We start from the raw sequence: 25,199 nt of genomic DNA on the forward strand, positions 1-25,199 counted from the left end.
AGGTTCAAAAACCCCTTTTTCAAACTACGTTAAATCAACATTAAAACTTAACTCTTACGCCAACTTGATAACGAACTCCAGCATATTCAACTTTAGAAACACGTTCACGAATATCAATATATTCTAGTCGCCCTTCATCAGTTAAGTTAATCGCTTCTGCTGTAATAGTATATGTATCATTTATATCGTATGAAATACTGGCGTCTAATTGACCATAAGCTTCAGTGTGCACAGGTAAGGCTGCTGCAATATTTTCATCTGCACCATCTCTGGCATGTAAGAAGGTATCACGCCAGTTATAGGCTAACCTTGCTTGTAAACCATCTTGGTCATAAAAAGCAATTAAGTTATAAGAATTTTTAGCAAAGCCTTCTAAGCCATTACCAGGGTCAGTAATACTTGGTTGGTTAATCGTTTCAGCATTTTCATCTTTACTTTCAGCGTAGGTATAGTTAGCTTGTATACCAAAGCCACTTAAGAAGCTTGGTAAATAATCAAAGTAATGCAATACACTTAATTCAATACCACTTACCGTACCACCACTGCGGTTTTGCTTGCTTGTTGTTGTTTCAGGTAAAACACCTCCTGAAACACGATCTAAAACATCATCATCAATAACAGCACTGCCACTATAAGCATGTTGTGAGCTTTGTGTAGAAATAAAGTCAGTAATGTCTTTATAAAAATAAGCAATTGAATAAGTATTACCATTGTCTTGATAATATTCTAATGATAAGTCTAATTGATTTACCTTATAAGGTTTTAATAACGGGTTACCTGATTGTGTTGTTATTTGCCCTGTATTATCCACTCTAATGCTTTGGTTAACACCGGTATCACTTATCGCGGGACGTGATATTGTTTGCGCTGCCGCGGTTCGTAAGAACAGGCCATCATTTAAGTCTAAACTTAAATTGATACTTGGTAATAAATACTGGTTATCTGTACTGGCACTTAAAGGAAGCGCATCAGTAAACGTTGTATCTAAACGTAATTCTGAATCATTTGAACTGGGATTAATTTTTATCGTTGTTAATTGCTGACTAAAACCATGGGCTGTATTTTTAATATTAACATAACGTAAACCTACGTTACCTGACCAACCATAATCTGCAAGCTCACCAATAAGGTTGGCACGTGCATAAGCGGAGTAAGTCGTTTCATCATTTGAGTAGGAAGGAGCGGCATCAAATGACTCATCATTCCATTTTTGCCCTGACGCTAATAATGGTGAGCCCAAAGTATCATCTACTCGCCATCCTGTAACTGGGTCGTTGTACCAGTTTTTTTCACCCATACGTTGAATTTCATTCGTGTATGCATCAAAGTCTTTGATTACTGCCCAACTACGTGGGAAGTTACCTGATTCATTCGCTAAAAAGCCAGGGTTATCGCTTAAGCCAAATATTTTGTCTGCATTGTCAAACGTAACATTAGGTGCACCACCACAAGGAGCACAGTAACCACCATTATTGTTTAAGCTGAAGGCATCGTTTTTAGTGGTACGATCTAAATAAGCAGCACCAAATTGCACCGATTCAACTAAATCACCATCAAGAAAATAAGTGGTATCAAGCTTTAGCTCTGTTACTTCATCTTCAATCTCATTAGTATTAGCACCATGCCAATGACCACGCATACTGTCAATATCGGTAACATCAATTGTTGAGGTGGCATTTAATACATCACCTGCACCATAGTCTATTGAGATTTCACGATCATCTGGCGCATCTGGTAAGGTAAAGTGAGGAATGTATTCTCTAAGAATTTGCGTAGATTTTGCGGTTGAATAAGCGGCGTCAAACTCAACGATTAAATTTTCTTTTTCATAAAGCGTGTTAAAGCCATAAGCCCAAGAAGTTGAGTCACCACCTAAAACACGATTTAGACCATCTATATTATTATCAGTAATATTGGCACTTACTAATGAGCCATTTTCATTCACAACAGCGCTATTATATTGCGTTGCTTGAGTAGGTATTTGTACCCCAAGACTTTCAACTCTGCGGTCTAGATCAGTATACAGTACATCAAACGTTGAGATAAGATCATCCGTTGGTGCCCATTGTAAAACCAAGTTTGCCCCTGTTCTTTTACGGCTTTCTTCATGTGTTTCAAAAGCTGCTCGGCCAGGACGTCGAAAACCATCGGCATCGGCAATAACATCACCGTCTAAATTCTTTACATCATCCGTTAAACCTTCCGGAAGGCTGTATAGTTCATGCCAACGGTTAGTGCGATATTTATCAATACGGTTATTTGTTTCTTTGGTCGACAAACCAAATAAAACACCAATACTGTCGTTAGCAAAGGTATTACTTACAATACCTGAAAATTGCGGGTCTAACTCTTCTGACAAATCATTATAGTTTGCTTTAGCTGAGCCTAGCGCATGAAAGCCTGGGCTATCAAGTGGCTTAGCGGTACCTATATTAATATAAGCACCAATACTACCTGCAGCAATGTCAGACGTGGGCGTTTTAACAACATCAATACCTGAAATTAATTCTGAAGGTAATACTTGAAAGTCAAAGTCTCGACCACCATCAGTTGTTGCTAAGGTACGATCATTTACTTTAATAACATTAAATTTGGGACCAAAACCACGCACGGTTACTTTTGAACCTTCACCATTTTGACGAGATATTGAAACACCCGTAATACGCTGTAATGATTCTGCAGCATTTTGGTCTGGAAATTTACCAATATCTTCCGCAACAATACTGTCTTGAATGCTACTGGCATTTTGTTTTATAGACATTGCTTTAGTTAAAGCGCTTCGTACACCCGTGACTTGAATAACTTCAACATTGGCGGTGTTATTTTCTTCTGCGATTGCATCTGTCGTAAAAACTGTTGCTGACGCTAAAGCTGTTAAAACAGCAATTGATATTTTTGATTTGTTTATCACGTTTTAATCCCCTCGTTCTTTAATGTTTTTTTTATAAATTTTAACTTACCCTAAAACGGGTAAACGTTTTCCTTATTTGGTAAAAGATAAACAAAAAAAAAAGCCTTTGCAACCTATTTTTTTATTCTTTGTGTTATTTAGTGTTAACAAGTGAACTTTTCATCTGCTATTGTTAACGCTATGGAGTCTGAGAAACACCAACTAATACCTAGCATAGATGATATGTGTTATTTAATATCAATTATGTTGTAAATGCTTAGAATATGGGCGTGTGTTGCAAATAAAATATGTAACGCTAATAGCCACATAGCGTAAAAACTTCCAAGGTAATAAAGCCTAACCTTAAGTTTTATTAAATTATGCTATTTGAAATATAACGATATATGTAAACCAGCAATAACTGTAAACGATTACCTGTATTAGGCCAGCCAACTCGCGGCTTCTTGTAAAGAAGTTATGGGTTCTTCAGATATAGGCCAATATTCAAAGCCAACATATCCTTTATAGTCACTTCGTTTTATTGCTGAAAAAATTTGTGAGTAGTTAATTTCACCATACTGTAATTCATTACGACCGGGGTTCCCTGCCGCATGAAAGTGACCAATATACTCAATGTTAGCTAAAATGTTATTGATTATATTACCTTCACTAATTTGCTGGTGATAAATATCATACAACACCTTAATATTAGGGCTAGAAACCTGCTTGATAATGTCGAAAGCTTCTGCGCTTGCCACTAAATAATAACCTTGGTGATCAATTAACTCATTTAGTGGCTCTACCACTAAGGTAATACCTGCAGCCTCTAATAGTGGCGCTGCAGCGCATAAGCCATCTATTAATGATTGTTTTTGCTGCGATCTAGGAACACCTTCTATAAAATCACCTACTTGGGAGATTAATGTTTTTATATTTAAACTTTTAGCAACAACAATTGACTCCGTTAAGCCTTGCAAGTACGCCGCTCGCTTATGCACGTCTACTAGGCTGATAAACTTAGTACAACAGCAAGATATTGATAAATTATAACGATTAACTGCCGCTTGTAATTCAGTTAGATCCTTATCCCACCAAGACCAAAACTCGATAGTTGAAATATTAGCTTGCGCTGTTGCCCGACATGCTTGGTCGAAAGTCATATGTCTAAAAAAAGCATCAATGCAAAGCGAAGGTGAAAGTTTATCGTTCATAAGTTATTACTTTTTAAGTTGATTTTCTAAATTGATGACGGTACTAAGAAATGCTTACAAGGCTGAAATGCTCGCTATATTTTATATTGGCTCAGCAGCGTTTATTTAAGCAATAAATTGGGAGGTTACAACTATGTTGTTATAATTTCTAGTGATTAATAAATTTTTTCAGTATTAATTACGGTTCCTAACCCCCTATTATACGGTTCATCGCTAAGACAACTGCAACTGCTTAGTACATTCGACTTACCAATAAAAATAATAATTCGCTTAACAGAACATCACAAAGCAATTATACTGTACATAATTACAGTAGAGGTGTTTTATGAAAGTTATTCCAATATTTGCAGAAGCGGGCATCAGTGGTTTTGAGTCACCTGCTGCTGAATACAAAGAGCTCGGATTGTCACTCGATAAACTATTGATCAAACATCCCAATGCGACTTTTATTGGTCAAGCTAATGGTGATTCTATGCAGGGTGTTGGTATATTTAATGGTGACTTATTAATTGTTGACCGTTCATTAACAGCCAAAAATGGCGATGTTATCGTCGCCAATTATAATGGTTGTTTTGTCTGTAAACTCATCGACAAAACGCAAGCCCTTTTACTGTCGGCTTCAAGTGCTCACCCGCCTGTGCATATAAAACCAGAAGATGAATTTCAGTTAGAAGGTGTGGTCACTCGTTCAATTAGGCTACATCAAAAGTCGCCTGAAATAACCTTATGTACGCATTAGTTGATGCCGTATCTTTCTACGCCAGCGCAGAGAAAGTATTCGACCCAAGCATACGTAACAAACCCGTAGTAGTACTTACTAATAATGACGGTTGTATTTGTGCTGTATGCCCACTAGCAAGGCGCTTAGGCATTCCTAAATTTACGCCCTACTTTCAAATTAAAAACTTATTAGCAAAACATGGTGTTGTTGTGCGCTCATCTAACTATGAGTTATACGCTGACTTAAGCGAGCGTATGATGAATGTTATTGCACAATACTGTGATAACCAATATGTTTATTCAATTGATGAGTCTTTTTTAGCGTTTAACAATTACGATAACTTAATTGCTGACTGGCATAAATACGGACATAAAATCCGTAGGGCTGTTTGGCAAGAAACACGTTTGCCCGTAGGCGTTGGTTTTGGCACAACCCCTACCCTAGCAAAAGCAGCTAACCATGCAGCAAAAAAGCTTAGTGGCTTTAATGGTGTCGCGGTGATTGATAATTATCAATCAAGTGTCGCAATACTCAACCGCATGAATGTTACCGACGTATGGGGAATTGGTAATAAATTAGGCAAAAAACTTAACATGCTTGGCATTAATACCGCTGAACAGTTAATGCAACAACCGGCTAAAGACATGCGCAGGCAGTTCAGCGTTGTTGTTGAACGCACCGTTAATGAACTAAACGGCATAGTTTGTTTGTCTTGGGATGATGTAAAAGCACCTAAACAAGCAATATTTTCAACACGTAGCTTCGGACAACGCATAACTGAACAACAGGCGCTAATGTTTGCTTTAATTACCCACGGGGCTATTGTTGCTAGAAAGTTACGCCGACAACATTCATTAGTGAAGCGCTTACTGATTTTTGCTGCAAGCTCTCCACATGACCCGCAGTATTATAAAAAATCAATCGTGTATGAGTTTCCTGTAGCGACAAATAATAGCAGCCAAATAGCGTCAGCTGTCAGCATTGTGCTACAAGCTATATTTCAACCAGGGGTTCATTTTTACCGCTGTGGCGTTGGCGCTATCAGCCTAGAAAGCCAACAATACCAACAACCTGATTTATTCGCCCCTGCACAACCTAGCCCATTAATCATGCATTGCTTTGATCAAATAAACCAACGCTATGGCCAAGGCGCTATGACCATAGCGAGCGAAGGAAAAACTGAAAAGTGGCAAATGAGAAGGGATTTTTTATCACCACAATATACCAGTCGCTGGCGTGATATACCCAAAATAAGTTGTTAGTGTTAACGAGTATTGAGCCTGTTATGAGCTTCGAGTAACTCAAAATTTCTTTGGTTAGCCGAGGCTTAAAAAGATTTTACTGCTTTAACTGACTTCAAACCGCGCAACAAGTGGTAGCTTAAAAAACCTTTGATGCAAAATCAGAGGGTTTACTAGGGCAATTGTTTAAGGCGCTAGAATGTTTGAATGTATTCATTGGTAGAAATGACTCTAATAATTTATTGTTATGTTACTATTAAAGAAAAACAATGGATTACTCTAATGGCACTAACTCAAATGCAAGTAATACAGTCACTTGGCGAAGCTATGTCTTGGTTTGAACGTGAATTAAACTGGGGTGTTCCTGCTACAGAATTACGACATTTAAGTGGTCGTATAGGTGAGTTATATGCTGCGCTTATTACTAATGGTCAAATGGCAACAAGTGTGAATCAGCATGGCTATGATGTTGTTAGTGCTGATGGTGAAAGAATATCGGTAAAAACAACTGCTCGTATGGGTTCCTCTGGTCAAATATCATTTAACCCCAACACGCTTGAACTTGTTGACCGCATCATCATATTAAGAATCAACACCGAAGATATGCAGATAGAAACACTGCTTAATGAACTAACTGTCGGTGCATTAAAACTAACTGGTGAGCGAACCAATAAAAGCAAACTGGTTATTCCCATGTCAAAATTAGTAAGCAAATCAAAAACGCGCCTGAATATACCTACAATAACTTCCGCTACCTTTGATGACTACTGTATAAACGAGTTAGAAAACGGATCAATTGAGATTACACAAGGCGGTAATTTAATCAGTCCTGTAAAACCTGTTCTAAGAGAAATAGCGAGAAAGTTAAACATTCCTACAATAAATGGCAATGGTAATAACTTCAATACACGGCAGCTAGGATCGATAGTAATAAAGTCACTTAATTAAAGCGTAATAAATGATGATATTAAAGCCTATAACACAAAAAATTATCCACTTTGCAATTACTATTAGATAAGTTCAGCTGCTTCTATCCATTCCATTTAAAATGTTTATAATGTTATAAAACTTTTATATTAAAAGGATTTTCATGAATCAAACGGGCATTTACGAACAGTTAATCACGCAATTAGTTGAAAGCAATTTAGATCGCGACGCTTTTTATGTTGGTGAAAGAAAGCTAGAAACTGGCGAAGCGGCAACATGGCTATCAAGGTTCTTAACCCGTTTAATTGAAATCGCCATGGACTCAGTCCCTAATGGTGATACGCGAATTCATGATCAAATCAACTTAGCCAATACTATTGTTAAATGGCTTAGTACCCACATAAAAGACGAAGAATTAATTAGTGCAAACCTTATTGATAGCCAAGGTAAAATACTCACCGCGCTATTTGCTAAAGCTAACCCTATCTCGGCTGATTTACCCAAATATGTTGACGCGATTATGCCAATCACAGGCCTAACGCAAAGTGAGTTATTTTGTGGCAGTAACGTAGGTATATCCTTAGAAACAGAACTAAAAAGAGAAATACAATCATCGGATAAAATTTATTGGTTGGTGTCATTTATTAAGTGGGCTGGCATTCGTATATTCAAAAAGGAATTAGAGTCTTTTACTCGAAGCGGCAAACAATTAAAAATAATTACTACCTCGTATATGGGCGCAACAGATGCCAAAGCGGTTGAGTTTTTAGCAGCATTGCCTAACACCGAAGTAAAACTCAGTTACAACACCAACCGTGAACGCTTACACGCAAAATCTTACTTGTTTATGCGCAATACAGGCTTTCATACAGGTTATATTGGCTCGTCTAATTTATCGCACTCAGCGTTAACCAGCGGTTTAGAGTGGAACTTAAAAATTACCTCTAAAGAAATACCACATATTATTGAAAAATCGCTAAGCACCTTTGAAACCTACTGGGAATCACCAGACTTTGAACACTTTGATGGTGAAATAGACAGTCGAGAGAAGTTAACGAACGCACTACAAGAAGCTAAAGGCAGTTTTAACAATTTAGCACCGAGTTTTTATTTTGACATAAAACCGCACTCACACCAGCAAACCATATTAGAAAAATTACAGGTTGAGCGTGAGTTACATAATCGTTATCGAAACCTAGTGGTTGCTGCGACAGGCACGGGTAAAACTATTATTTCAGCGTTTGATTTTGCCAATTTTTACCGCGATAACCCAGAAGCTAATTTTCTCTTTATTGCCCACCGTGAAGAAATTCTAAAACAAGCGCAAGGTGCTTATCGTGGTGTTTTAAAAAATAGTAGTTTTGGGGAGTTATGGGTTGGCAATAACAAACCAACTAAGTATCAACACCTGTTTGCTTCAATTCAAAGCCTAAATTCAAAAATGAGTAATCAACTCAATACACTTAACTTGAGTGAAGATTACTTTGACTACATTGTGATTGATGAAGTACATCACGTTTCTGCCAGCAGTTATCGTGCAGTATTAAAACACTTTAGTCCTAAGATATTACTCGGCTTAACCGCAACACCAGAGCGCCATGACGGTACAGATATTTTAAGTGATTTTTGCCATGTTATTGCCGCTGAAATTAGGCTACCAGAAGCCATTAATCAGCGTCACCTTTCACCGTTTCAATACTTTGCCATTGATGATGATACTGACTTAACCAACATATCATGGGCTAAGGGTCGTTATAATATCGGTGAATTAACTAATTTATATACGCATAATGATCAGCGAGTTTTACGTATTTTGCAAAGCCTTGATGAAGTCGTAACCGACATAACACAAATGCGTGCATTAGCTTTTTGTGTTGGTAAAGAACACGCCACATTTATGGCGCAAAAGTTTACGTTAAAAGGCATTGCTTGTGGCGTATTAACCAGCGACAACAGCCAAGAACGTGAGGCATTACAGCAGGCGTTAAAATCGAAAAAAATTAATATTCTGTTTGTAGTAGATATATTTAACGAAGGTGTTGATATTCCAGATCTAGATACTTTATTGTTTTTACGTCCAACCGAAAGTTTAACCATATTTTTACAGCAATTAGGACGTGGTTTGCGTTTAACTGACAATAAAGAATGCTGCACTATTTTAGATTTTGTCGGTAATTCACGACCAGAGTATGATTTTTCAAGTAAATTTAGAGCACTAACAGGCAAAACAAACCAATCTATAAAGAATGAAATTAAACAAGGGTTCCCGCATTTACCTTTAGGTTGTCGTATTGAGTTACAAGAAAAAACACAAGCGATGATTTTAAAAAACATTGATAAAGCGACATTAACTAAAAATAAAATAATTAGCTTGATAAACAACTTCCAACACATAACGACACTACCGTTAACACTAACGAACTTTTTACATATTCAGCCCCATATTACGTTAGAAGATATTTATAAAGTGAAGGTAAACAAGTTTGGTGGTTGGCTTACTTTACTTAATAAAGCAAAAGACGAAGAAGTGGCAAAACAAGCAAAAGATATTTACGCAGCCTACTACCGCGCTATTAATAATCGCTTATTAAGTTGTACATCTATTTCATATTTGCGCTTTTTACAAAAATTGGTACAAGCTGACTTTTCTTTAAGTGCGGTAGAAAACGCCAATAAAGACGAGAAGTTATTTTCATTAATGTGTCATTACGACTTTTGGGATAAAGCAGGTAACAAACTTGGCTTTGATAATATTGAGCAGAGCTTAACTGCGCTTAAACATCCAGAGCTACAAGCAGAGTTAGCAGAAGTTATTGCATTATTAATTGACCGTTTGGATGTTAATGAATTTGCGATGCCAAAAGTGGATAATGCTGTTGTAGATAACACACCATTAAGCATGCATGTGCGTTATCCGAAAGAGCATATTCTTGTCGCGTTTGGTGATAGTACCTTTGATAAAAAATCATCTAGCCGTGAAGGCGTATTAAACATAGCAACTGCTAATACCGAATTGCTTTTTGTTACCCTCAACAAATGCGAAAAGCAGTTTTCCGCAACCACCATGTACCACGACTACGCCATTAGCCCGAGTTTATTCCATTGGCAAACGCAAAATAGCGCCAAACCGACTTCAGGGCGTGGTTTAGCTTATATCGAGCAAAAGAAAAACAAGAAAGCCTTCATTTTATTTGTGCGTGAACAGGCAAAAGACGAAAACGGCAGAACCATGGGCTTTGTAAATTTTGGCCCGGTCGATTTTGTAAAATATGAAGGTAGCCAACCGATGAATATTACGTGGAAATTAAAACATCCCATGCCAGCATATTTGTGGCATGAGACGGCTAAGTTGGCGGTTGGTTGAAATCGGACTTATTTTTTACTAATTTAATAATTAATATTTTAAATTACGTAATTTAAAATATTAGCAATAAACATTTTTTGCTCAGCCTCACCTTTGTTTGATTCAGGTGAAAACTTTATGAGATCAACGAATGGTGCTATAGGTGTATCCCCATCAATCGCGAAGCTATCCGCTATTCCTAAAATAGCTTTGTTTTTACTTTTTGTTGAAAAACCTGATATAAAGGTTGCGAATAAACCATCAACCATTTTAACCCCGTCTTTATGGTAGATTTTTATTCCATGCAAATATTTATCTATCAACCCTGATTGTGATTTTTGCTCCTTGCTTTTACCTTTACTAGGTAACCTTTGATATAACACGGTTTCATAATTACTATACTTAGCATCTAAAATAAAAATATAGCTTTTATCCTTTTCTTTATTAGTTATTTCTAACACATAGTCAGGAGTTCTTATGTGTTTTGCCCTTGTTATTTTTTTAGCTGGTCTGTTATCAGGGCCTTTATCTATTATAAATAACTCATTATCTTTTAAAGTATCTCGGTAGGGGTAAATAGTAGGTTCTAAATAAAGTTTAATTTCAAGATTAGAACTTTCTAGTTGATAGTAGTTAAATATTTCATAAGGTGGTTTGTGTAATAGGTTATCAACTCCCAAAGTTGGGAATGTATTAAAGTCGACATATTTTAAACCTACAATTTTACACTCGTGCTCATTTAAAGATTCAATTAGCTTTAATAAAACAAATAACTCATATAGCTTATCCATTGATTTTATTGAATAGAGCAATTGATTAACAGAGTCTGACTCTATAAAGTTGCTCGCATCAATATTCCACCAGCTATCCATTAATCGATACAACATCAAATAATGGTTATGCCTAGTCACATATTGTGTAATTTTAGGCCTCAAATTTCCAATATAAGTCTTTGTAAAATTTAAAGTAATGAACTTAAGGCAATTAGTAACTAATCCAGAGATACGGGAAATCAATTGAGTTTTGATATTTAATTTATCAGAAACAAAATTTTGAATAAAAGGTACGATATCAGTAAATTCAGCTTCCGCTAGTCGTACTTTTTTATAATAATTTTCTTCAAGTTGAATAGAATCGATGAATTTCTTTGTTGCTATTAAAAAAGTATAAATAACCTGATTTTCGAAAATGTTTTTATCGTCTTCAATGGTGCTTGTTGCGATATGTTTAGCAGTTAGACTTTTCCCATAGTGATTTATAAGGGTACTTTCCGGATTTGTCGTAAATTCAAGTTCATTTAAATTAGATAATAGCCATGAATATGCGCGATCATCTATTAAATCTTTAGGTGAGTAAGCTTTTATAACTTCTTTTATTTTTATTCGCTTGCAAGGCTGATTTTTGAACTTATTTCGATTTTCCCATAAATAATTAAGAGTTTTTTCTGTATGTAATAATTTAAAGTATAAATCTGTATATTCAAACTTTCCACCATCAGCATTTAAAAATGTTTTTGTAAAACAGCAATGTACCAACCTACTGTCAACCTCACTAATATATTTTAACATTGAGAATAAACGGTCAATTGTTATTTTACTAGAAAGTACATTAATAGAGCCTAAAGGTTCATACTCACTATTTTCCTCATCAACCAACTCTATTAATGCTAAACCTACATTATTGATAAAATATTTACTTTCATTCGTAAAATAATAATATAAATTATCAATTGTATCAGAAGCAAACAGCTCAATTCTCATATCCCCAATAATAATATATGGACTTACAAGAGGATGACTAGTAACTAACTCAAATGACATTGATTTAGTTTCTGCTAACTCTATATAAGGAGAGTTGCAGGACACCTCAAGCTTCATATTATCTTGAAAAGCATATAGTTTCACAATACTACCTTAATGACATGAAGTCATACGTGTCAAGGTCTTCCTCACCCTGTCGAATTAATCGACTAATTAATTCTAAGGTTATTGGCAGCTCATAATTATATTGCTGTTCAATATTTAGTAATTCTTTTTTTATAGCAACAACTCTATTTTTAAAGTAACGCCCGTGCCCATTAATTAACGGGAGTATAAACTGTGATATTGCAAAGTCGAGAAAGTATGAGTTTTTAGTTGATGTTATCCAACAAGACTCAGAGTTCACCTCACTTTGTGCAAAACTTGAATATATACTAGTACTAAGGGTAAGGTAATTTTTGATTACTTGATAACGCCTTTCTGATAAATGAATACGTGACCCATAACTTTCACTATCTGCCCCATCACTTATTAAAATGTTCTTTAAACTATCAATGATATCATTTAGGGGATCAAGGATACCGTTATCAGTATCACAGTTATTTAATTGAGTTTGGTATGTTGAGAAATCAATCGCTTTATCATCAAATTGATTTTTTAAATCTAATAAATCGTTTTCTAAAATAGTATCAAGCCCAGATTTATTTCCGCCATCCAGCTGACTAAAAACATCAAGTCTTATACATGGTGCTCGATCAAGTAACCGAGGGCTAATCGGTTCAGTGGTCATATCATTATTTATTGTGGCAACAAAACGTAAATTGTTTTTTAAGTTTATTGATTTATTATTAGTAAAGTTAAATTCAGAACCTTCAAAACTATCAGTTAACCCCATAAACTTTGACCAATAATGCTCTATTGGTGAAAGGTTAGCCTCATCTAAGAGAACGATATTAATACGTTCATCATTTGCGATATCATTAAGGTATTCATACATTCCGGTACCTGATGATATATAGGAGTTTGTTATCGGGTTAAAATAGCCTAATAGATCTCTTTCTGAACTCCACCCCCTACCCACTTGAACGTTATTAAACCTAGAGTTCAGTACTTTTTCACTTAAAATTGATATTAATGAGGTTTTCCCTGTACCAGGTAAACCACTAAGAATAGTTATAAATGAAATCTCAATGCAAACTAGTAAATTAATTATTTGTTCTATAGAGATATCTCTATTATTATCTGAAAGTGTTACTTGAATATATTTTATATAATTTATTAAATCTAAAGTACTCTTAAGCGCCAATAAACTATCACCACTTATATTATTAAACTTAATACTCACTTCTGTTGTATCTATTTGCGTTAAGACATCAATACTATTTTTTACACTCTGAAGCTCTTTTTTATATTGTGCTGAATACTTATTTGATAGCGACCTTAAGTCATCTTTTAAACCTTCAATATCAGCATTTTTTTTCCCTATTTCGGTGACTTTCCCATCATAGATTTCATTTTGAACTTCAATAGACCTTTTTATATCATCGAGTTTAGATTTATAATCGTCATACTCAAAAAGCTCTTCATATTTAATTAATAAGCTTTCTTTTTTATCACTCAGTTCTGTTATTTCTTCATTAAGACTGGTTTGTTGTTTTCTTAATTGCTCAATAACTTGTTTTTCCTTGTCTTCATTAATTTCTTTTTCTTCAAGCTTTGCTTGTTCAATTTGTTTTTTAATTATATGAAGTTCGTTAACTTTTAACGATAGCTCATCTTTCAAATCAATAAGCTGTTCATTTACATCAGTTTGTTTTTCTAAAATAGAGTTTCTAACATCTTGAATTAATGTCTCATTATTTTTTAATAACTCTAAGCAGTAATTACGTAATTTTTCATTGTCATTTAGTGCTTGTTCAAGTACTAAGTTTCTTAATTCTTCTTTCCCACTAGTAATAACTTTGTCAAATTTGATAACGTCAGATAATTGCTTTAGCACATAGTCAGTGTTGAATTTAAGTTTGTTATTTTTATTTTTAATTCTTGTTGATAATAAGGTTAGTTGGTTTTGTGTTATTCCTTTGGTATTCGTTTCTTTTACTAAATCCCCTACAGCTTTTGCAAGTTCATCGATAAAGCCGTAATCAACAATTTGTTTATCTATTAACTTGAGTTCAGACACATTACTTATAAAGGTGTGATTAAACTCAACATTATTCACTAACTTAGATAAGTGTTTAAAACTATCAACATACGGAGAAATATCAGTGTTATCAAACTTTAGGGTTGCCAGTTTAGGCAACAACATCCCTAAGTACTTTATATCACCAGGTTTCTTTAAACTTAATGTATAGTGTTTGCCATTATCAGATTCGGTCATATCATATTCGAATGGGCCATAGGTATTTTTAGCATCTTGTATAAAAATATGACGAGTTAAAGGCGGGCTTTCCACATCAATTCTAGGGTCTGATTCGTCAGGTAAATTTGAGAAAATCAATTCACAAACTGCATTAGGTTCTACTGATTCAATTTTAAAAAGATTAGACTTGTTTTTTGATAAATCTGAACCATCCTCAATATTTTTATTTTCTATACATTGTATGAGGTAAAGTCTGTTTTTATATCTTTTTTCTAATAAGGCATAATTATTTTCGTTACTTGAGTTAGGAACAATATGTACTTCGCAGTCATTAGTATCAGAAAAATATTTAATTTTATTTATAGGTGCTAACTTAGAAGTTTCTATATCTTTCTCATATAAAGCAATCGATTGACCTTTTTCTTCATTAGAATGTGGTCGGTAATTACAACAAACTATTAACCTTTGTTCAGTTTCCATCTTTTTCCCTCTAAAAAATATCGTATTAAATATATTGGTAACTCGTGTAAATCAGCATGTAAATATACAAACGTGGTGAGTATTTAATTAACATACACTACCACTCTCTCAACTGTTGCATTTCTTTCAACCGTCCGCGTTGCATTACCAGTGCTTCAAACAAATCATCAATTGATTCGTTGTTTGAATTTAACCCTGGTAAGGCGATATTGGCTTCGGCAAAAAAGCGTTTTAACTGTATGTTTGCTGTTGTTTGCTTAGCTTCGACAGGCGCTGTGAATAATTGTTTGCTGATGACATAACCCGCAGACATATCGTTAACTTCATTTCTAGTCACCGTAGCGGACGTATCTGTAATGATCTTGGTTTTGCTTTCGTTACATGGTTCTGTGTTAAGCCATGCTTGTTGCCACCAATGTTGAATGCGTTCTTTTGATTGTATTAACTTATGCTCTGTTGGTAGTCGGTCGCTTTTCTGATTATTGATAACGCTATCTGTGGGCAGTAAATTCCATAAGTCGTTATTAGGCCAACGGGCAAATGGCATACTGTGATCAATATCGTATTTATTTTTTAATAATTTAGCAGACCAAACGCATTGCGCAATGTCAGGCGTTTGTTGTTTTAGTTGTTCAAAACGTTTGCGTACTTCTGTGGTAGTGCGCACAGGCTCTAACCAGTTTAAGGCTTGGTGTAAGTAATATTGCTTTTCAGGCGTTTGATAAGCGCTGTTACCAGTATAACTTGCCATGGTTTTAACCCACTCGCTCACTAATACGGGTTCAATCCAGCAAGCGTAGCGATTAAATGCCAGCCATGTTGATTCAGGTAATGAAAATTCGCCCCATTGCTCAAGGGTTTGTAAATCTAAAAAGATGCTGTCTTTGGCTCTAACTGTGTTGCTCGCTATTTCAAATACGGGTTGGTCGCTATCAGCTTCTTGATTAGGATAAGTAATATATTTACACGGCATATTTTTAATATTACTTACCGCGGCAGAGAGTGCTTTATGTAACGCTTTAGCATCTTCTCCAACAAATAAATTACCAATACGATAATCTGATGCCGTTCTATGCGTTAATTTATGCCAACCATCAGGTTTCATAAACCCCATATTTGGGCTTTTACTCGGTGTTTGAAAAAGCTTATGGCTGTCGATTAAATCTTTATATTGATGACACCAATAAAGCGCCACTAAACCCGCAGGCAAAATAACTCGGTCACCAAAACGTGATGATTCTCGGCGTAACACCGCACCTGGGTGACCGTCGGCTATGCGTAATAACACGCGTAATAATGCGAGTTTATGCGTAGCCGATTTTCCGTCATTGATGGCAACGTGACGAATAAAGGGGAAAGCGCCTGTGCCATCGTCAGGTAATTGCAATACCACGGTTTGCCAATGAATATGATTGCGGCCAAGTTCATCGGTTTCTTTGGGGGTTTCTAATTGGGTAAATAAACCTACGTCTGTTGCGAGTTGTTTGAGTTCATCGGCGCAAACATCATACATTTTACGTGTTTTATAATCGTCGTCAGTTTGGCCATGACGCAGTGAAATAACGAGTTTTCCACCGGGTTTAAGTAAGTTAGCCAATTTACGTATTGAGCGAGCGCGGTCGCTTGGTGGAATATGCATCCAAACCGCACTTAATAGAATTAAGTCAAAACTCACTTCTTGTTTTGTTATAACCGCTAATGCAGGTAAAGAATCGTTGACCCATTTAACATTAAAGCCGTGAGTAACTTGCGCACCTAATTCGGCCAGTTGAATCGCGGGTTCAGCGGCAAAAATTTGAATGTTATGATCTTTTTTATGGGTTTTATCCGCTAATTCGGCCAGATGTCTAGCATCTCGCCCAGAGCCTGCACCTAAATCTAAAATACGTGCGTTGGGGTTTTCAATAATAGATGGGAGAAAATGCAACCAACTTTGATGAACCTGTTCAAAAGACATTGAAAGGTATTGCTCCGTAAGTGCTTTTGCATTGTCATTATAAAACTGAGGTGTCACATTATCATCCTGAATATACTTACTCTTATTTACCACAACATTAAGCGTAGCTAGCAATACCAAGGCGCATTAAATTATAAAAAATACATAAAGAACTCAAAGAGTGCTTCAGGCATAACAAATTGTCAATAATATTATTATTTAAGTTGTTAAATTATTTGCATAAATTAACTTTTAAGTAAACGTTAGAGAACGCAACCAGATGTAATGGGATAAAGCGAAGAGGTAATAAGTGTATATAACACCATGGTGAAAACACGCGACAATTCAACAACTATCAACAACTATTTTCTCGCTATTGTTAACGATTTAACCCCAGCGAGTATGCTGGGGCGATGAAGTTCGGGCATAACAATAGACATTACCAGCGATAAGTAGCGCTTAGTGTGTACTGATCACCACGGCCTGGTGTGCCAGGAATTTCTTCAAATGATTCATTCCAAAGGTTATCTACAGCAAATGTAATAGCTAACCCTTTGATCTGATCAGGCGAAACGTTTAATGATAAATGCGTAAATAATGCGTCGTCGTCACCGTTGCGAAGGGCGTTTTCTTCCTGTTTACGCCACTCGTTATCAATACGAAGTTCAACAATATCAATCGGACGCCAAATTACACCTAGGGTTACACGATGATCAGGGTAATTTAAGGCATAAAAGCTCGCGTCAATGTCTGCAGCGCCGTAATTTTCTGATTTATTTAAGAAGGTGTAACTGGTGATAATATCGGCTGTTGCAAAGCGTTTAATTGCAAATAATTCTACCCCTAAGGTGTCTATATCAACGGCGTTTGCCGTACGTGCTGAGGTTGAGTCAGCATTGTAAGTCCAATCGGTTAAGTCATCGTCTTGTCGGTAGAAAATGGCAGAGTCTACACGCCAGGTTTCTTTGTCTAACGCCAAGCCTAACTCTAGGTTTTTCGTGTTTTCTCGGCCTAAATTATAATTACTGCGGAACAAACCACCGCTGTCGCTGCCACCTATTGCGGTGTAACCGGGTACTTGGCTTGCTTCAGCATACGAAAGGTAAATGGTGCGTGAACTGCCATCCGCATTCGTTGTATTCCAGGTAATATCACCAATAAGTGACACTTCTGATTCATCTCGGTTGGTGTCGTCAAACGCCGCGCCAAGACGCACTGTTAATAATTGGTCACCTTGTAGCGCCATTGCGTATTCAGGCAATATACTAATTTTATAATAATCACGTGAGGTGAAGCTATTTTCCAGCGTAGTTGATTCAATGTTGTCACTGATAAACTGTGATGAATAGTTCAAGGCAAAGGTATCGGTTTGTGCATGGCGCCCTGAAAAAGCGACTGATTTCACTTCGGTTTCATGAAAAGCTTCAAAAGAACTGGGGTTGTCTCGTGAGTAAACATAATGGTCGTCGTTATGACGATAATAAGCAGACACTTCAAAGGTGCTGTCTTGCCCGTAAAATTGTGTATGGTTAATAATCGCTAGCTTGGTTTCAATGTTTTCGGTTTCATTTACATTAAATGGCGTGTACATATTTGGCCAACCAAAGAACTTTTGTTGACGACCAACAAATAAATCCGTTTGTGATGACATGCCCGACAATTGAATGCGTCCAGAGATACGCTCAAAGTCATGGTCGCCATTGTCTATTGTGCCATCACTTTCAGAATGTGAATATTCGCCTTCAACACCTAAATTCCAGTTGTGAGTCTCCCCTACTGGTACACTCACAGCGCTATGAATACGTTGTAGATTAAAATTATTAGTACCGCCACCAAGTGAAGCGCTACCTGAGGTTTCAATGGTTTTCCAGCGGCGAGCTACTGTACCTACCGAGCTGTTAACACCAAGTACGGCGTTATCTACCCCAGTAAGAATGTCGGCACGGGTTAACATTTCTTGGGCAATTGGGATTTCGGCAACGTAATGCCCGGTTTGCGGATCAAATAACGCGGCATTGCCTATGCTAAAGCCAGTGTTTTCAAAAATACCACCCCGAATAGTTACGTCTGCTTGTGCTTCGGCCATATTTCGAGATTGTAAATCGACACGCGGATCATATTCTAAATTTGACACGGCAGAGCCAAAAGTGCCCACTGGCTCAGTGTTAGCGGTAGCTGAGCCTTTAATCGTTATTTTTTCAATGTCAGTCGTTGTTTCACGCGCTGTTTCAGCCTTGTTATCCGTGTTTTCAACTGCTGCAAAAACTAAAGGCGACAGGCTAAATAATAAGGCGGGTATGGTAATTTTTACAACTGGAGTCATGTTAGTGTTCTCTATTGAGTGATTGTTGCTCTATTGGTCAATTTTATTTATCGTTAAGCGAGATGAATACACATGCGTACCAGTTGGGTACAGGTTAAGTGCTAGTAATATACTGGGTAATACGGATTATAAATTACAGCTAAAACAGCGAATTTAGCACCGTAATACTGGCACTACATGCTATTATTATTAGAATAAATGACTAGAAATATCATTAACCTGGGCGGTGTTAGCTACCGTGTAATCATCGCTATGTATGGGAATATTGTATCGTAGCAAATACAGTATTTCACATGAAAACCCACGTATTGCGCGTAAAGGTTTACCAATGAACAGATAACAAGCAATGTGAGTATTTATTAGCGACTACTTCTGCAAATTACAAAGCCATTTTGACAATCGCTGTGCAATAAACAAAGGGGGTTTAATAAAGCTTTACCTTTGAGTTACTTAAAGAGAATGTCTGCTGTTAAATAAGATGCTACACTAGTTGTTAATCACCTTTGCATTTTTTGCAAGTTATTATAAAACCATCAACTTATTGTTTATCATGGAAAATATGAATAACAACACCGCATCACAAAAGTCAGCAACTCAACCTACAATTCTCTGGCACGATTATGAAACATGGGGAATTTCACCGGCGTTTGATAAGCCTTCTCAGTTTGCGGGTATTCGTACTGATCTCGACTTAAACATTATTGGTGAGCCTGAAATGTTTTATTGTCAGCCACCGATAGATTGTTTACCCCACCCTGAAGCTTGTTTAGTGACGGGGATTACGCCACAAAAAGCACAGCAAGCTGGTTTATCTGAAGTTGAGTTTGCTGCGCGTATTCATACTTTATTTTCTCAAGAAAATACTTGTGTTGCTGGCTATAACAATATTCGTTTTGATGATGAAGTGAGCCGTTACTTGTTTTATCGCAATTTTTACGACCCGTACGCCCGTGAATGGCAAAATGGCAATAGCCGTTGGGATATTATTGATATGGTGCGTGCTTGTTATGCGCTTCGCCCTGAGGGTATTAACTGGCCCACGGTTGAGCGTAACGGTGAACAAGTGGTTAGTTTTAAATTAGAGCTATTAACGGCTGCTAATGGCATTAACCATGAAGCGGCGCATGATGCCATGAGCGACGTATACGCTACTATTGCGATGGCTAAATTGATTAAAGACAAACAACCTAAACTGTATGAGTTTATTTTCAATTTAAAAAATAAAAAGCAAGTAGCAGAATTATTGAATGTGGCAGAGATGACGCCGGTGGTGCACACCTCGTCTAAAATATCGTCAGTGCATGGTTGTACAAGTTGGTTTGCGCCCATTAGTTATCACCCAGTGAATAAAAATGCGGTGATTTGTGTTGATTTAGCACAAGATATTACGCCACTACTGTCGCTAACCAGTGAAGAAATTAAAGCCCGTTTATATACCCGTTATGATGATTTGGCGCCTGATGAAAAGCCTATTCCGATCAAGCTTATTCATATTAATAAATGCCCGATTGTTGCGCCGGCTAAAACCTTGTTACCCGAAAATGCCGAGCGTTTAGCAATACCGCGTGATTTTTGTTTGAAAAACTTAGCGACCTTGAAACAGCATGCTGAATTACGAGACAAGTTAAGTGATGTTTTTGCTACGTCTGATTTTGACAATACTGAGGTAGATGCTGAACAAGCCTTGTATGGTGGTAGTTTCTTTAGCCATGGTGATAAAGCGCAAATGGATATTTTACGCAGCTTAACACCAGAGCAATTGGCCAATCATCCCTTTCAATTTCAAGATGAACGTTTACCTGTTTTACTGTTTCGCTATAGAGCCAGAAATTACCCGCATACTTTATCAACAGCAGAGCAACAGAAATGGCAACAATATTGCCAAAACAAACTGCAGTATGGCGGTAAAGGTATTTTATCAATAGATGAGTTTATGATCAAAATTGAAAACCTTGCGCATGAGCATGAAGAAGACAAAGCTAAAATGTTGGTACTTAAAGCCCTGTATGAGTATATACAAGGCTAAATTTGGTACCTTGTCGTGAGTTAGTCTTTTTTAAAGCGTTGTATTAAGCTTGAGGTATCCCAGCGGTTACCTCCGGCATGTTGAATTTCTTGGTAGTAGCCATCAATCTGTTTGGTGACCGTTAAATCTGCACCGATTTTTTCTGCTTCATTAAACGCGATGGCAAGATCTTTTCTGACCCAATCAACGGCAAAACCAAAATCAAACTCGCGCGCGCACATGGTTTTACCGCGATTATCCATTTGCCAAGACCCAGCAGCGCCTTTGCCAATAGTTTCCAGCAGTTTGTCGGTATCTAACCCTGCTTTTTGTGCAAAATTAAGGCCTTCTGCTAAACCTTGAACCGTGTTAACAAAACAAATTTGATTCACCATTTTTGCTAATTGCCCAGAGCCTACGGGCCCCATTAATTGGCTAAAACGGGCGAAGGCAGCCATAACGGGCTCGGCTTTATTAAAGGTAGCCTCATCGCCACCAACCATCACGGTTAATACCCCGTTTTCTGCACCTGCTTGGCCACCCGACACAGGCGCATCTAAAAAGTGTTGGCCATTGTTATTGGCAAGCGCTGACATCTCAAGTGCAATTTCAGCAGAGGCCGTGGTATGGTCAACTAAAATACTGCCTCTTGGCATACCGGCGAATATACCCTGCTCTCCTAGGACAACTTGTCGAATGTCGTTGTCATTTCCCACACAACAAAAAACAATATCGCAACCACTGGCCGCTTGTGCTGGTGTACTTGCAACACTGCCAGAAAACTCCGCCTGCCATTCTTTCGCCTTTGCTAACGTGCGATTATAAACACACACGTCATGACCGGCTTTTTGTAAATGGCCTGCCATTGGGTAACCCATAACGCCTAAACCAATAAATGCGACTTTCATTGTTATTTCCTTTTCAAAGACTTTTATCAACCTATGTGCGATTAACGTATGGCTTGTGCTGGTATTAAGTATTTGCTTGTGGTGTTAGTGCTACTGAACTAAAGCAAATACCGTCAAAGCCTGTTTTCATAAAGTTTCTAATATTACCGTGGTCATCACCCGCTGGTTTTTTTAACACATCTTCACGGTAATAGCGCCCAAAACACGCTAACGTTTGTTGCGGGGTTAATTGATGCAGTTGCGCAAAATAAAATATTTTACATGAGCCTTCGTTGCTACCTGCGCTATTAACAAGCTCACCATTGGTAAAAGCGGTTGGGCTGTAATGATAATTATCTTTAATAACTTGCATCACCTGCTCAAATTCAACACGGTTATGTGTGTGTTGGGCTTGTTCGTTGTCTTGGGTAAGCTGTGTTAGTTGTTTTAGCAGCAAAGGTAATGTTGTCGCGTTACTCGGGCTCATAAGTTGTTTATTAACCTTCTTTAAGTTTAGCTTTAGCTGCTTCAACTTTAGCAAAGTCTAGGCCTAGCTCTGTTACCGCTTCTTCAATTAAATGCGGCTGTGTCATAACTAAGCCCATAATAGCTTGTAATTTTTCCGGTGGAATACCGAGTTGTTGCACCATGCCCATTGCCATTAACGGGTTGTCTGTTAACGCTTCAAAAAGTGCATTAATTTTTTCTTCGCTAATATTTTGCTCTTTCAGTAATTGAATAATTGGATTCATTTTATACTTCCGACTGTGGTCGCTTTAACTAAGTTAACCGCTTGGGATAATGGTTTAAGTTAACCAGTTAAAGCTGTAAATTAAGATGTTAGATGTTAAACATAAAACTTAGTGCTGATGACCGCCAACACCATGTGCGTGGCCATGGGCTACTTCTTCATCGGTTGCTGCACGTACATCAACAACGTCAATATCAAATGTGAGTACTTTACCAGCGAGTGGTGGATTAATGTCTACCGTGATCATAAACTTACCCGCTTTTAAAACCGTAACCTGGCGTTGGCCTTGTTCAGTGTGCACAACAGCAATCATACCGGCTTTCCATTTAGCATTTTTGCTAGGTAAACCTTGTAAGTGCTTAACTGGCACGCGTTGAGTTAAGTCTTCCTGACGCTCCCCATAAGCTTCTTCTGGTTGTAAAGTAACACTAAATTTATCACCGGCTTCTTTGTCGGTTAAAGCTTTTTCTAAACCTACCAAGGTATTATTTGCCCCATGTAGGTATGCTAACGGATCAGCGCCGTGAGAAGATTCAATTTCTTCTCCTGCTTCGTTTTTTAACACATAATGAAACTGAACAACGGTTTTATTGGTAATTTTCATGTAATTCTCAGGTTAAGTTTTTAATAAGTTTTAGCGCTTTAGGTTTAAAGCACTATTTAGAAAGATAATTGCGGATATTTTAGCATTAAATACTCAAACAAAAGAATGAGTATTCAGCATTAAACGTAAAAATTACAGATTATGAATTTCAATGCAATATTTTTATCGCCACTTAGGCCCACAAAAGTAAAATAACCACGCTAATAATAATTAACGCCATACCAATATATTCAATTACCGTGATTTTTTCTTTGAATAAGCGATACGTTAACGCCAAGGTGATAAAAAATTCAACCTGCCCTAGTGCTTTTACATAAGCTGCGGTTTGAAAGCTTGCCCCAGTAAACCAACCAATAGAGCCAAGCACACTGGTAATGCCAACAAATAAACATAAACGCCAATGGGTAAACATAAGTATTAGCTGTTTTTTATCTTGAAAATAAACATAACCTATTGAAATTATAGACTGTACCGTGATCATAAATACCAAGGTAATTGCCGCACTTACCAGTAAGTCAGTATTTAAGGCCAAACTAGATTCACGAATAAGTAAGGTTGTTATTGCTAAACCTAACCCTGCCGCAAGACCAAAAAACAAACCTGCCATTGCATCAGAGCCAGATAAAGCTGTGCGGGCGCTAAACTTAATTTTAGACACAAAAAATACGCCAACAACACCCACAATCACACTAAGCCAGCCCATAAAACTAAGTGGTGCGCTAAATAGTAATGCGCCTACAATAGCCACTTGAATGGCTTCTGTTTTCGCAAGGCTTGTTGCAACTGCAAAGTTTTTATACCTAAATGCTGCCACCAAACATGCAGTGCCAATAATCTGCGTGACACAGGCAATTAATGCATAAGTTAAAAAATTATGATTGAGTACCGGTACCGATACCTCACGAAAGTCTAGCATCCACCAAACATAGCCCCAGGCAAATGGTAGCGCATAAACATAACGCACAGCCGTGGTTGCCATGGCATTTAACTTGCCTGAAAGCTGTTTTTGCCCGGCTGTTCGAACGGCTTGCATCGTCGCGGCAAGTAAAGTGAAGTAAACCCAAGTGTATTCAGACGTTAATAACACTACCGTAATAGTCCTTTTTATATTGGTTAGATAATAGCGCTAACCAGCCCTGCTTATTAATTTAATAGTCGCGTATTCTAGCGCCTCTTGCCTTTAGGGAAAACACATTATTAAGACACCCATGTTAATTCTACAGTTATTAGCGTTACTACTAGGCTAATTTAGGGGTATAAAGACGTGATATTTGCCACATTTAAGGCCAGCGGGTTGGTTTTATGACGCGGTAGGTATATGATCTCTGCCTTATACTCTACACATTAAATATTATCTAAACAGCGCAGGAAGCATTAACCAGCGCAAGGTAATGGTTGCCAACAATTTTCCTTCTTTATCTCTTTTATTTATTCAACAGGTTATAAGTATCAAAAATGATTTCACAAAAATACCATAGAATAGTCTTTGCGTTTTTCATGTCACTGATAATGTCATGTATTATGTCTTTTGTTATCACTTTGTTTAACGTTGGCTTGGTTGAAAATATCATTACTATTTGGTTAAAAGCGTACTTTTTTGCCTTTGTCGTGGCTTTTCCAACAATATTTATTGTGTCACCCCTTGTGCATAAGCTGGTTAGCCTTGTATTACGCGAAGAAGATGCATAACAATAACGAGTAGTGGGAGATGTTCAGTCTCCCATTAAATATTAACGATCTAAACACCAAACAATGTTA

Annotated in this window: 17 protein-coding genes; 6 read left to right on the forward strand and 11 right to left on the reverse strand. The window is 37.1% G+C overall.

The window, feature by feature from the left end; translation table 11 throughout:
* Window positions 1–40 precede the first annotated feature (40 nt).
* Together AC0UA9_RS01140 and AC0UA9_RS01145 are read right to left on the reverse strand one after the other, a co-directional pair.
* Complete coding sequence (locus AC0UA9_RS01140; RefSeq protein WP_475655861.1) at window positions 41–2,911, reverse strand: TonB-dependent receptor; 2,871 nt, start codon at window positions 2,909–2,911, stop codon at window positions 41–43.
* Window positions 2,912–3,330: 419 nt separating this feature from the next.
* On the reverse strand, window positions 3,331–4,101 hold the full coding sequence (locus AC0UA9_RS01145) for a TIM barrel protein (RefSeq protein WP_475655862.1): 771 nt from the start codon (window positions 4,099–4,101) through the stop codon (window positions 3,331–3,333).
* A 325-nt stretch (window positions 4,102–4,426) separates the two neighbouring features.
* On the opposite strand from AC0UA9_RS01145, the gene AC0UA9_RS01150 reads away from it, so the two are divergent.
* From AC0UA9_RS01150 to AC0UA9_RS01165, 4 genes are all read left to right on the forward strand, one after another.
* Window positions 4,427–4,840, forward strand: coding sequence for a LexA family protein (locus tag AC0UA9_RS01150; protein WP_475655863.1), 414 nt, complete (start codon window positions 4,427–4,429; stop codon window positions 4,838–4,840).
* On the forward strand, window positions 4,828–6,084 hold the full coding sequence (locus AC0UA9_RS01155; protein ID WP_475655864.1) for a Y-family DNA polymerase: 1,257 nt from the start codon (window positions 4,828–4,830) through the stop codon (window positions 6,082–6,084). The genes AC0UA9_RS01150 and AC0UA9_RS01155 overlap by 13 nt, the downstream gene beginning before the upstream one ends.
* Before the next feature lie 261 nt (window positions 6,085–6,345).
* Complete coding sequence (locus AC0UA9_RS01160) at window positions 6,346–7,011, forward strand: DUF6998 domain-containing protein (protein WP_475655865.1); 666 nt, start codon at window positions 6,346–6,348, stop codon at window positions 7,009–7,011.
* A 142-nt stretch (window positions 7,012–7,153) separates the two neighbouring features.
* Window positions 7,154–10,354: a DUF3427 domain-containing protein gene (locus AC0UA9_RS01165; RefSeq protein ID WP_475655866.1), complete on the forward strand. Its 3,201-nt coding sequence runs from the start codon at window positions 7,154–7,156 to the stop codon at window positions 10,352–10,354.
* 38 nt (window positions 10,355–10,392) lie between these two features.
* Here the strand turns inward: AC0UA9_RS01165 and AC0UA9_RS01170 are convergent, their stop codons facing one another.
* The 4 genes from AC0UA9_RS01170 to AC0UA9_RS01185 all read right to left on the reverse strand — a co-directional run bounded on the left by AC0UA9_RS01170 (window position 10,393) and on the right by AC0UA9_RS01185 (window position 19,194).
* Window positions 10,393–12,237, reverse strand: a complete 1,845-nt coding sequence (locus AC0UA9_RS01170) for a hypothetical protein (RefSeq protein WP_475655867.1) — start codon at window positions 12,235–12,237, stop codon at window positions 10,393–10,395.
* A gap of 4 nt (window positions 12,238–12,241) precedes the next feature.
* Window positions 12,242–14,935 (reverse strand): AAA family ATPase, encoded by a 2,694-nt coding sequence (locus AC0UA9_RS01175; RefSeq protein ID WP_475655868.1) that lies wholly within the window; start codon window positions 14,933–14,935, stop codon window positions 12,242–12,244.
* A 97-nt stretch (window positions 14,936–15,032) separates the two neighbouring features.
* A complete protein-coding gene (locus tag AC0UA9_RS01180) occupies window positions 15,033–16,949 on the reverse strand; it encodes a class I SAM-dependent methyltransferase (RefSeq protein WP_475655869.1) in 1,917 nt (638 codons plus the stop codon).
* A 361-nt stretch (window positions 16,950–17,310) separates the two neighbouring features.
* Complete coding sequence (locus AC0UA9_RS01185; RefSeq protein WP_475655870.1) at window positions 17,311–19,194, reverse strand: TonB-dependent receptor; 1,884 nt, start codon at window positions 19,192–19,194, stop codon at window positions 17,311–17,313.
* Between the two features lie 550 nt (window positions 19,195–19,744).
* Here AC0UA9_RS01185 and sbcB point away from each other — a divergent pair.
* Complete coding sequence (gene sbcB / locus AC0UA9_RS01190; RefSeq protein ID WP_475655871.1) at window positions 19,745–21,220, forward strand: exodeoxyribonuclease I; 1,476 nt, start codon at window positions 19,745–19,747, stop codon at window positions 21,218–21,220.
* A gap of 20 nt (window positions 21,221–21,240) precedes the next feature.
* On the opposite strand, the gene AC0UA9_RS01195 is transcribed toward sbcB, so the two are convergent.
* The 5 genes from AC0UA9_RS01195 to AC0UA9_RS01215 all read right to left on the reverse strand — a co-directional run bounded on the left by AC0UA9_RS01195 (window position 21,241) and on the right by AC0UA9_RS01215 (window position 24,528).
* On the reverse strand, window positions 21,241–22,113 hold the full coding sequence (locus AC0UA9_RS01195; protein WP_475656171.1) for an NAD(P)-dependent oxidoreductase: 873 nt from the start codon (window positions 22,111–22,113) through the stop codon (window positions 21,241–21,243).
* 58 nt (window positions 22,114–22,171) lie between these two features.
* Entirely contained in the window at window positions 22,172–22,573 is a 402-nt protein-coding gene (locus AC0UA9_RS01200; protein ID WP_475655872.1) for a HopJ type III effector protein, read from the reverse strand.
* A gap of 10 nt (window positions 22,574–22,583) precedes the next feature.
* The gene (locus AC0UA9_RS01205; protein ID WP_475655873.1) at window positions 22,584–22,838 is read right to left on the reverse strand and encodes a DUF2999 family protein; all 255 of its coding nucleotides are present in this window, start codon (window positions 22,836–22,838) and stop codon (window positions 22,584–22,586) included.
* A 108-nt stretch (window positions 22,839–22,946) separates the two neighbouring features.
* Window positions 22,947–23,441 (reverse strand): FKBP-type peptidyl-prolyl cis-trans isomerase, encoded by a 495-nt coding sequence (locus AC0UA9_RS01210; RefSeq protein WP_475655874.1) that lies wholly within the window; start codon window positions 23,439–23,441, stop codon window positions 22,947–22,949.
* A 172-nt stretch (window positions 23,442–23,613) separates the two neighbouring features.
* The gene (locus tag AC0UA9_RS01215) at window positions 23,614–24,528 is read right to left on the reverse strand and encodes an EamA family transporter (RefSeq protein WP_475655875.1); all 915 of its coding nucleotides are present in this window, start codon (window positions 24,526–24,528) and stop codon (window positions 23,614–23,616) included.
* Between the two features lie 368 nt (window positions 24,529–24,896).
* Here AC0UA9_RS01215 and AC0UA9_RS01220 point away from each other — a divergent pair, with 368 nt between their 5' ends.
* The gene (locus tag AC0UA9_RS01220; protein ID WP_475655876.1) at window positions 24,897–25,130 is read left to right on the forward strand and encodes a DUF2798 domain-containing protein; all 234 of its coding nucleotides are present in this window, start codon (window positions 24,897–24,899) and stop codon (window positions 25,128–25,130) included.
* Window positions 25,131–25,199 lie beyond the last annotated feature (69 nt).

This window comes from Colwellia sp. F1 (assembly GCF_056238625.1).

What these genes read in the sequence shown, in the direction of transcription:
- AC0UA9_RS01145 (WP_475655862.1), bottom strand. Translation starts at nt 4,101, where the DNA reads ATGAACGATAAACTTTCACCTTCGCTTTGCATTGATGCTTTTTTTAGA.
- AC0UA9_RS01150 (WP_475655863.1), top strand. Translation starts at nt 4,427, where the DNA reads ATGAAAGTTATTCCAATATTTGCAGAAGCGGGCATCAGTGGTTTTGAG.
- AC0UA9_RS01155 (WP_475655864.1), top strand. Translation starts at nt 4,828, where the DNA reads ATGTACGCATTAGTTGATGCCGTATCTTTCTACGCCAGCGCAGAGAAA.
- AC0UA9_RS01160 (WP_475655865.1), top strand. Translation starts at nt 6,346, where the DNA reads ATGGCACTAACTCAAATGCAAGTAATACAGTCACTTGGCGAAGCTATG.
- AC0UA9_RS01165 (WP_475655866.1), top strand. Translation starts at nt 7,154, where the DNA reads ATGAATCAAACGGGCATTTACGAACAGTTAATCACGCAATTAGTTGAA.
- AC0UA9_RS01175 (WP_475655868.1), bottom strand. Translation starts at nt 14,935, where the DNA reads ATGGAAACTGAACAAAGGTTAATAGTTTGTTGTAATTACCGACCACAT.
- AC0UA9_RS01185 (WP_475655870.1), bottom strand. Translation starts at nt 19,194, where the DNA reads ATGACTCCAGTTGTAAAAATTACCATACCCGCCTTATTATTTAGCCTG.
- sbcB (WP_475655871.1), top strand. Translation starts at nt 19,745, where the DNA reads ATGGAAAATATGAATAACAACACCGCATCACAAAAGTCAGCAACTCAA.
- AC0UA9_RS01200 (WP_475655872.1), bottom strand. Translation starts at nt 22,573, where the DNA reads ATGAGCCCGAGTAACGCGACAACATTACCTTTGCTGCTAAAACAACTA.
- AC0UA9_RS01205 (WP_475655873.1), bottom strand. Translation starts at nt 22,838, where the DNA reads ATGAATCCAATTATTCAATTACTGAAAGAGCAAAATATTAGCGAAGAA.
- AC0UA9_RS01210 (WP_475655874.1), bottom strand. Translation starts at nt 23,441, where the DNA reads ATGAAAATTACCAATAAAACCGTTGTTCAGTTTCATTATGTGTTAAAA.
- AC0UA9_RS01220 (WP_475655876.1), top strand. Translation starts at nt 24,897, where the DNA reads ATGATTTCACAAAAATACCATAGAATAGTCTTTGCGTTTTTCATGTCA.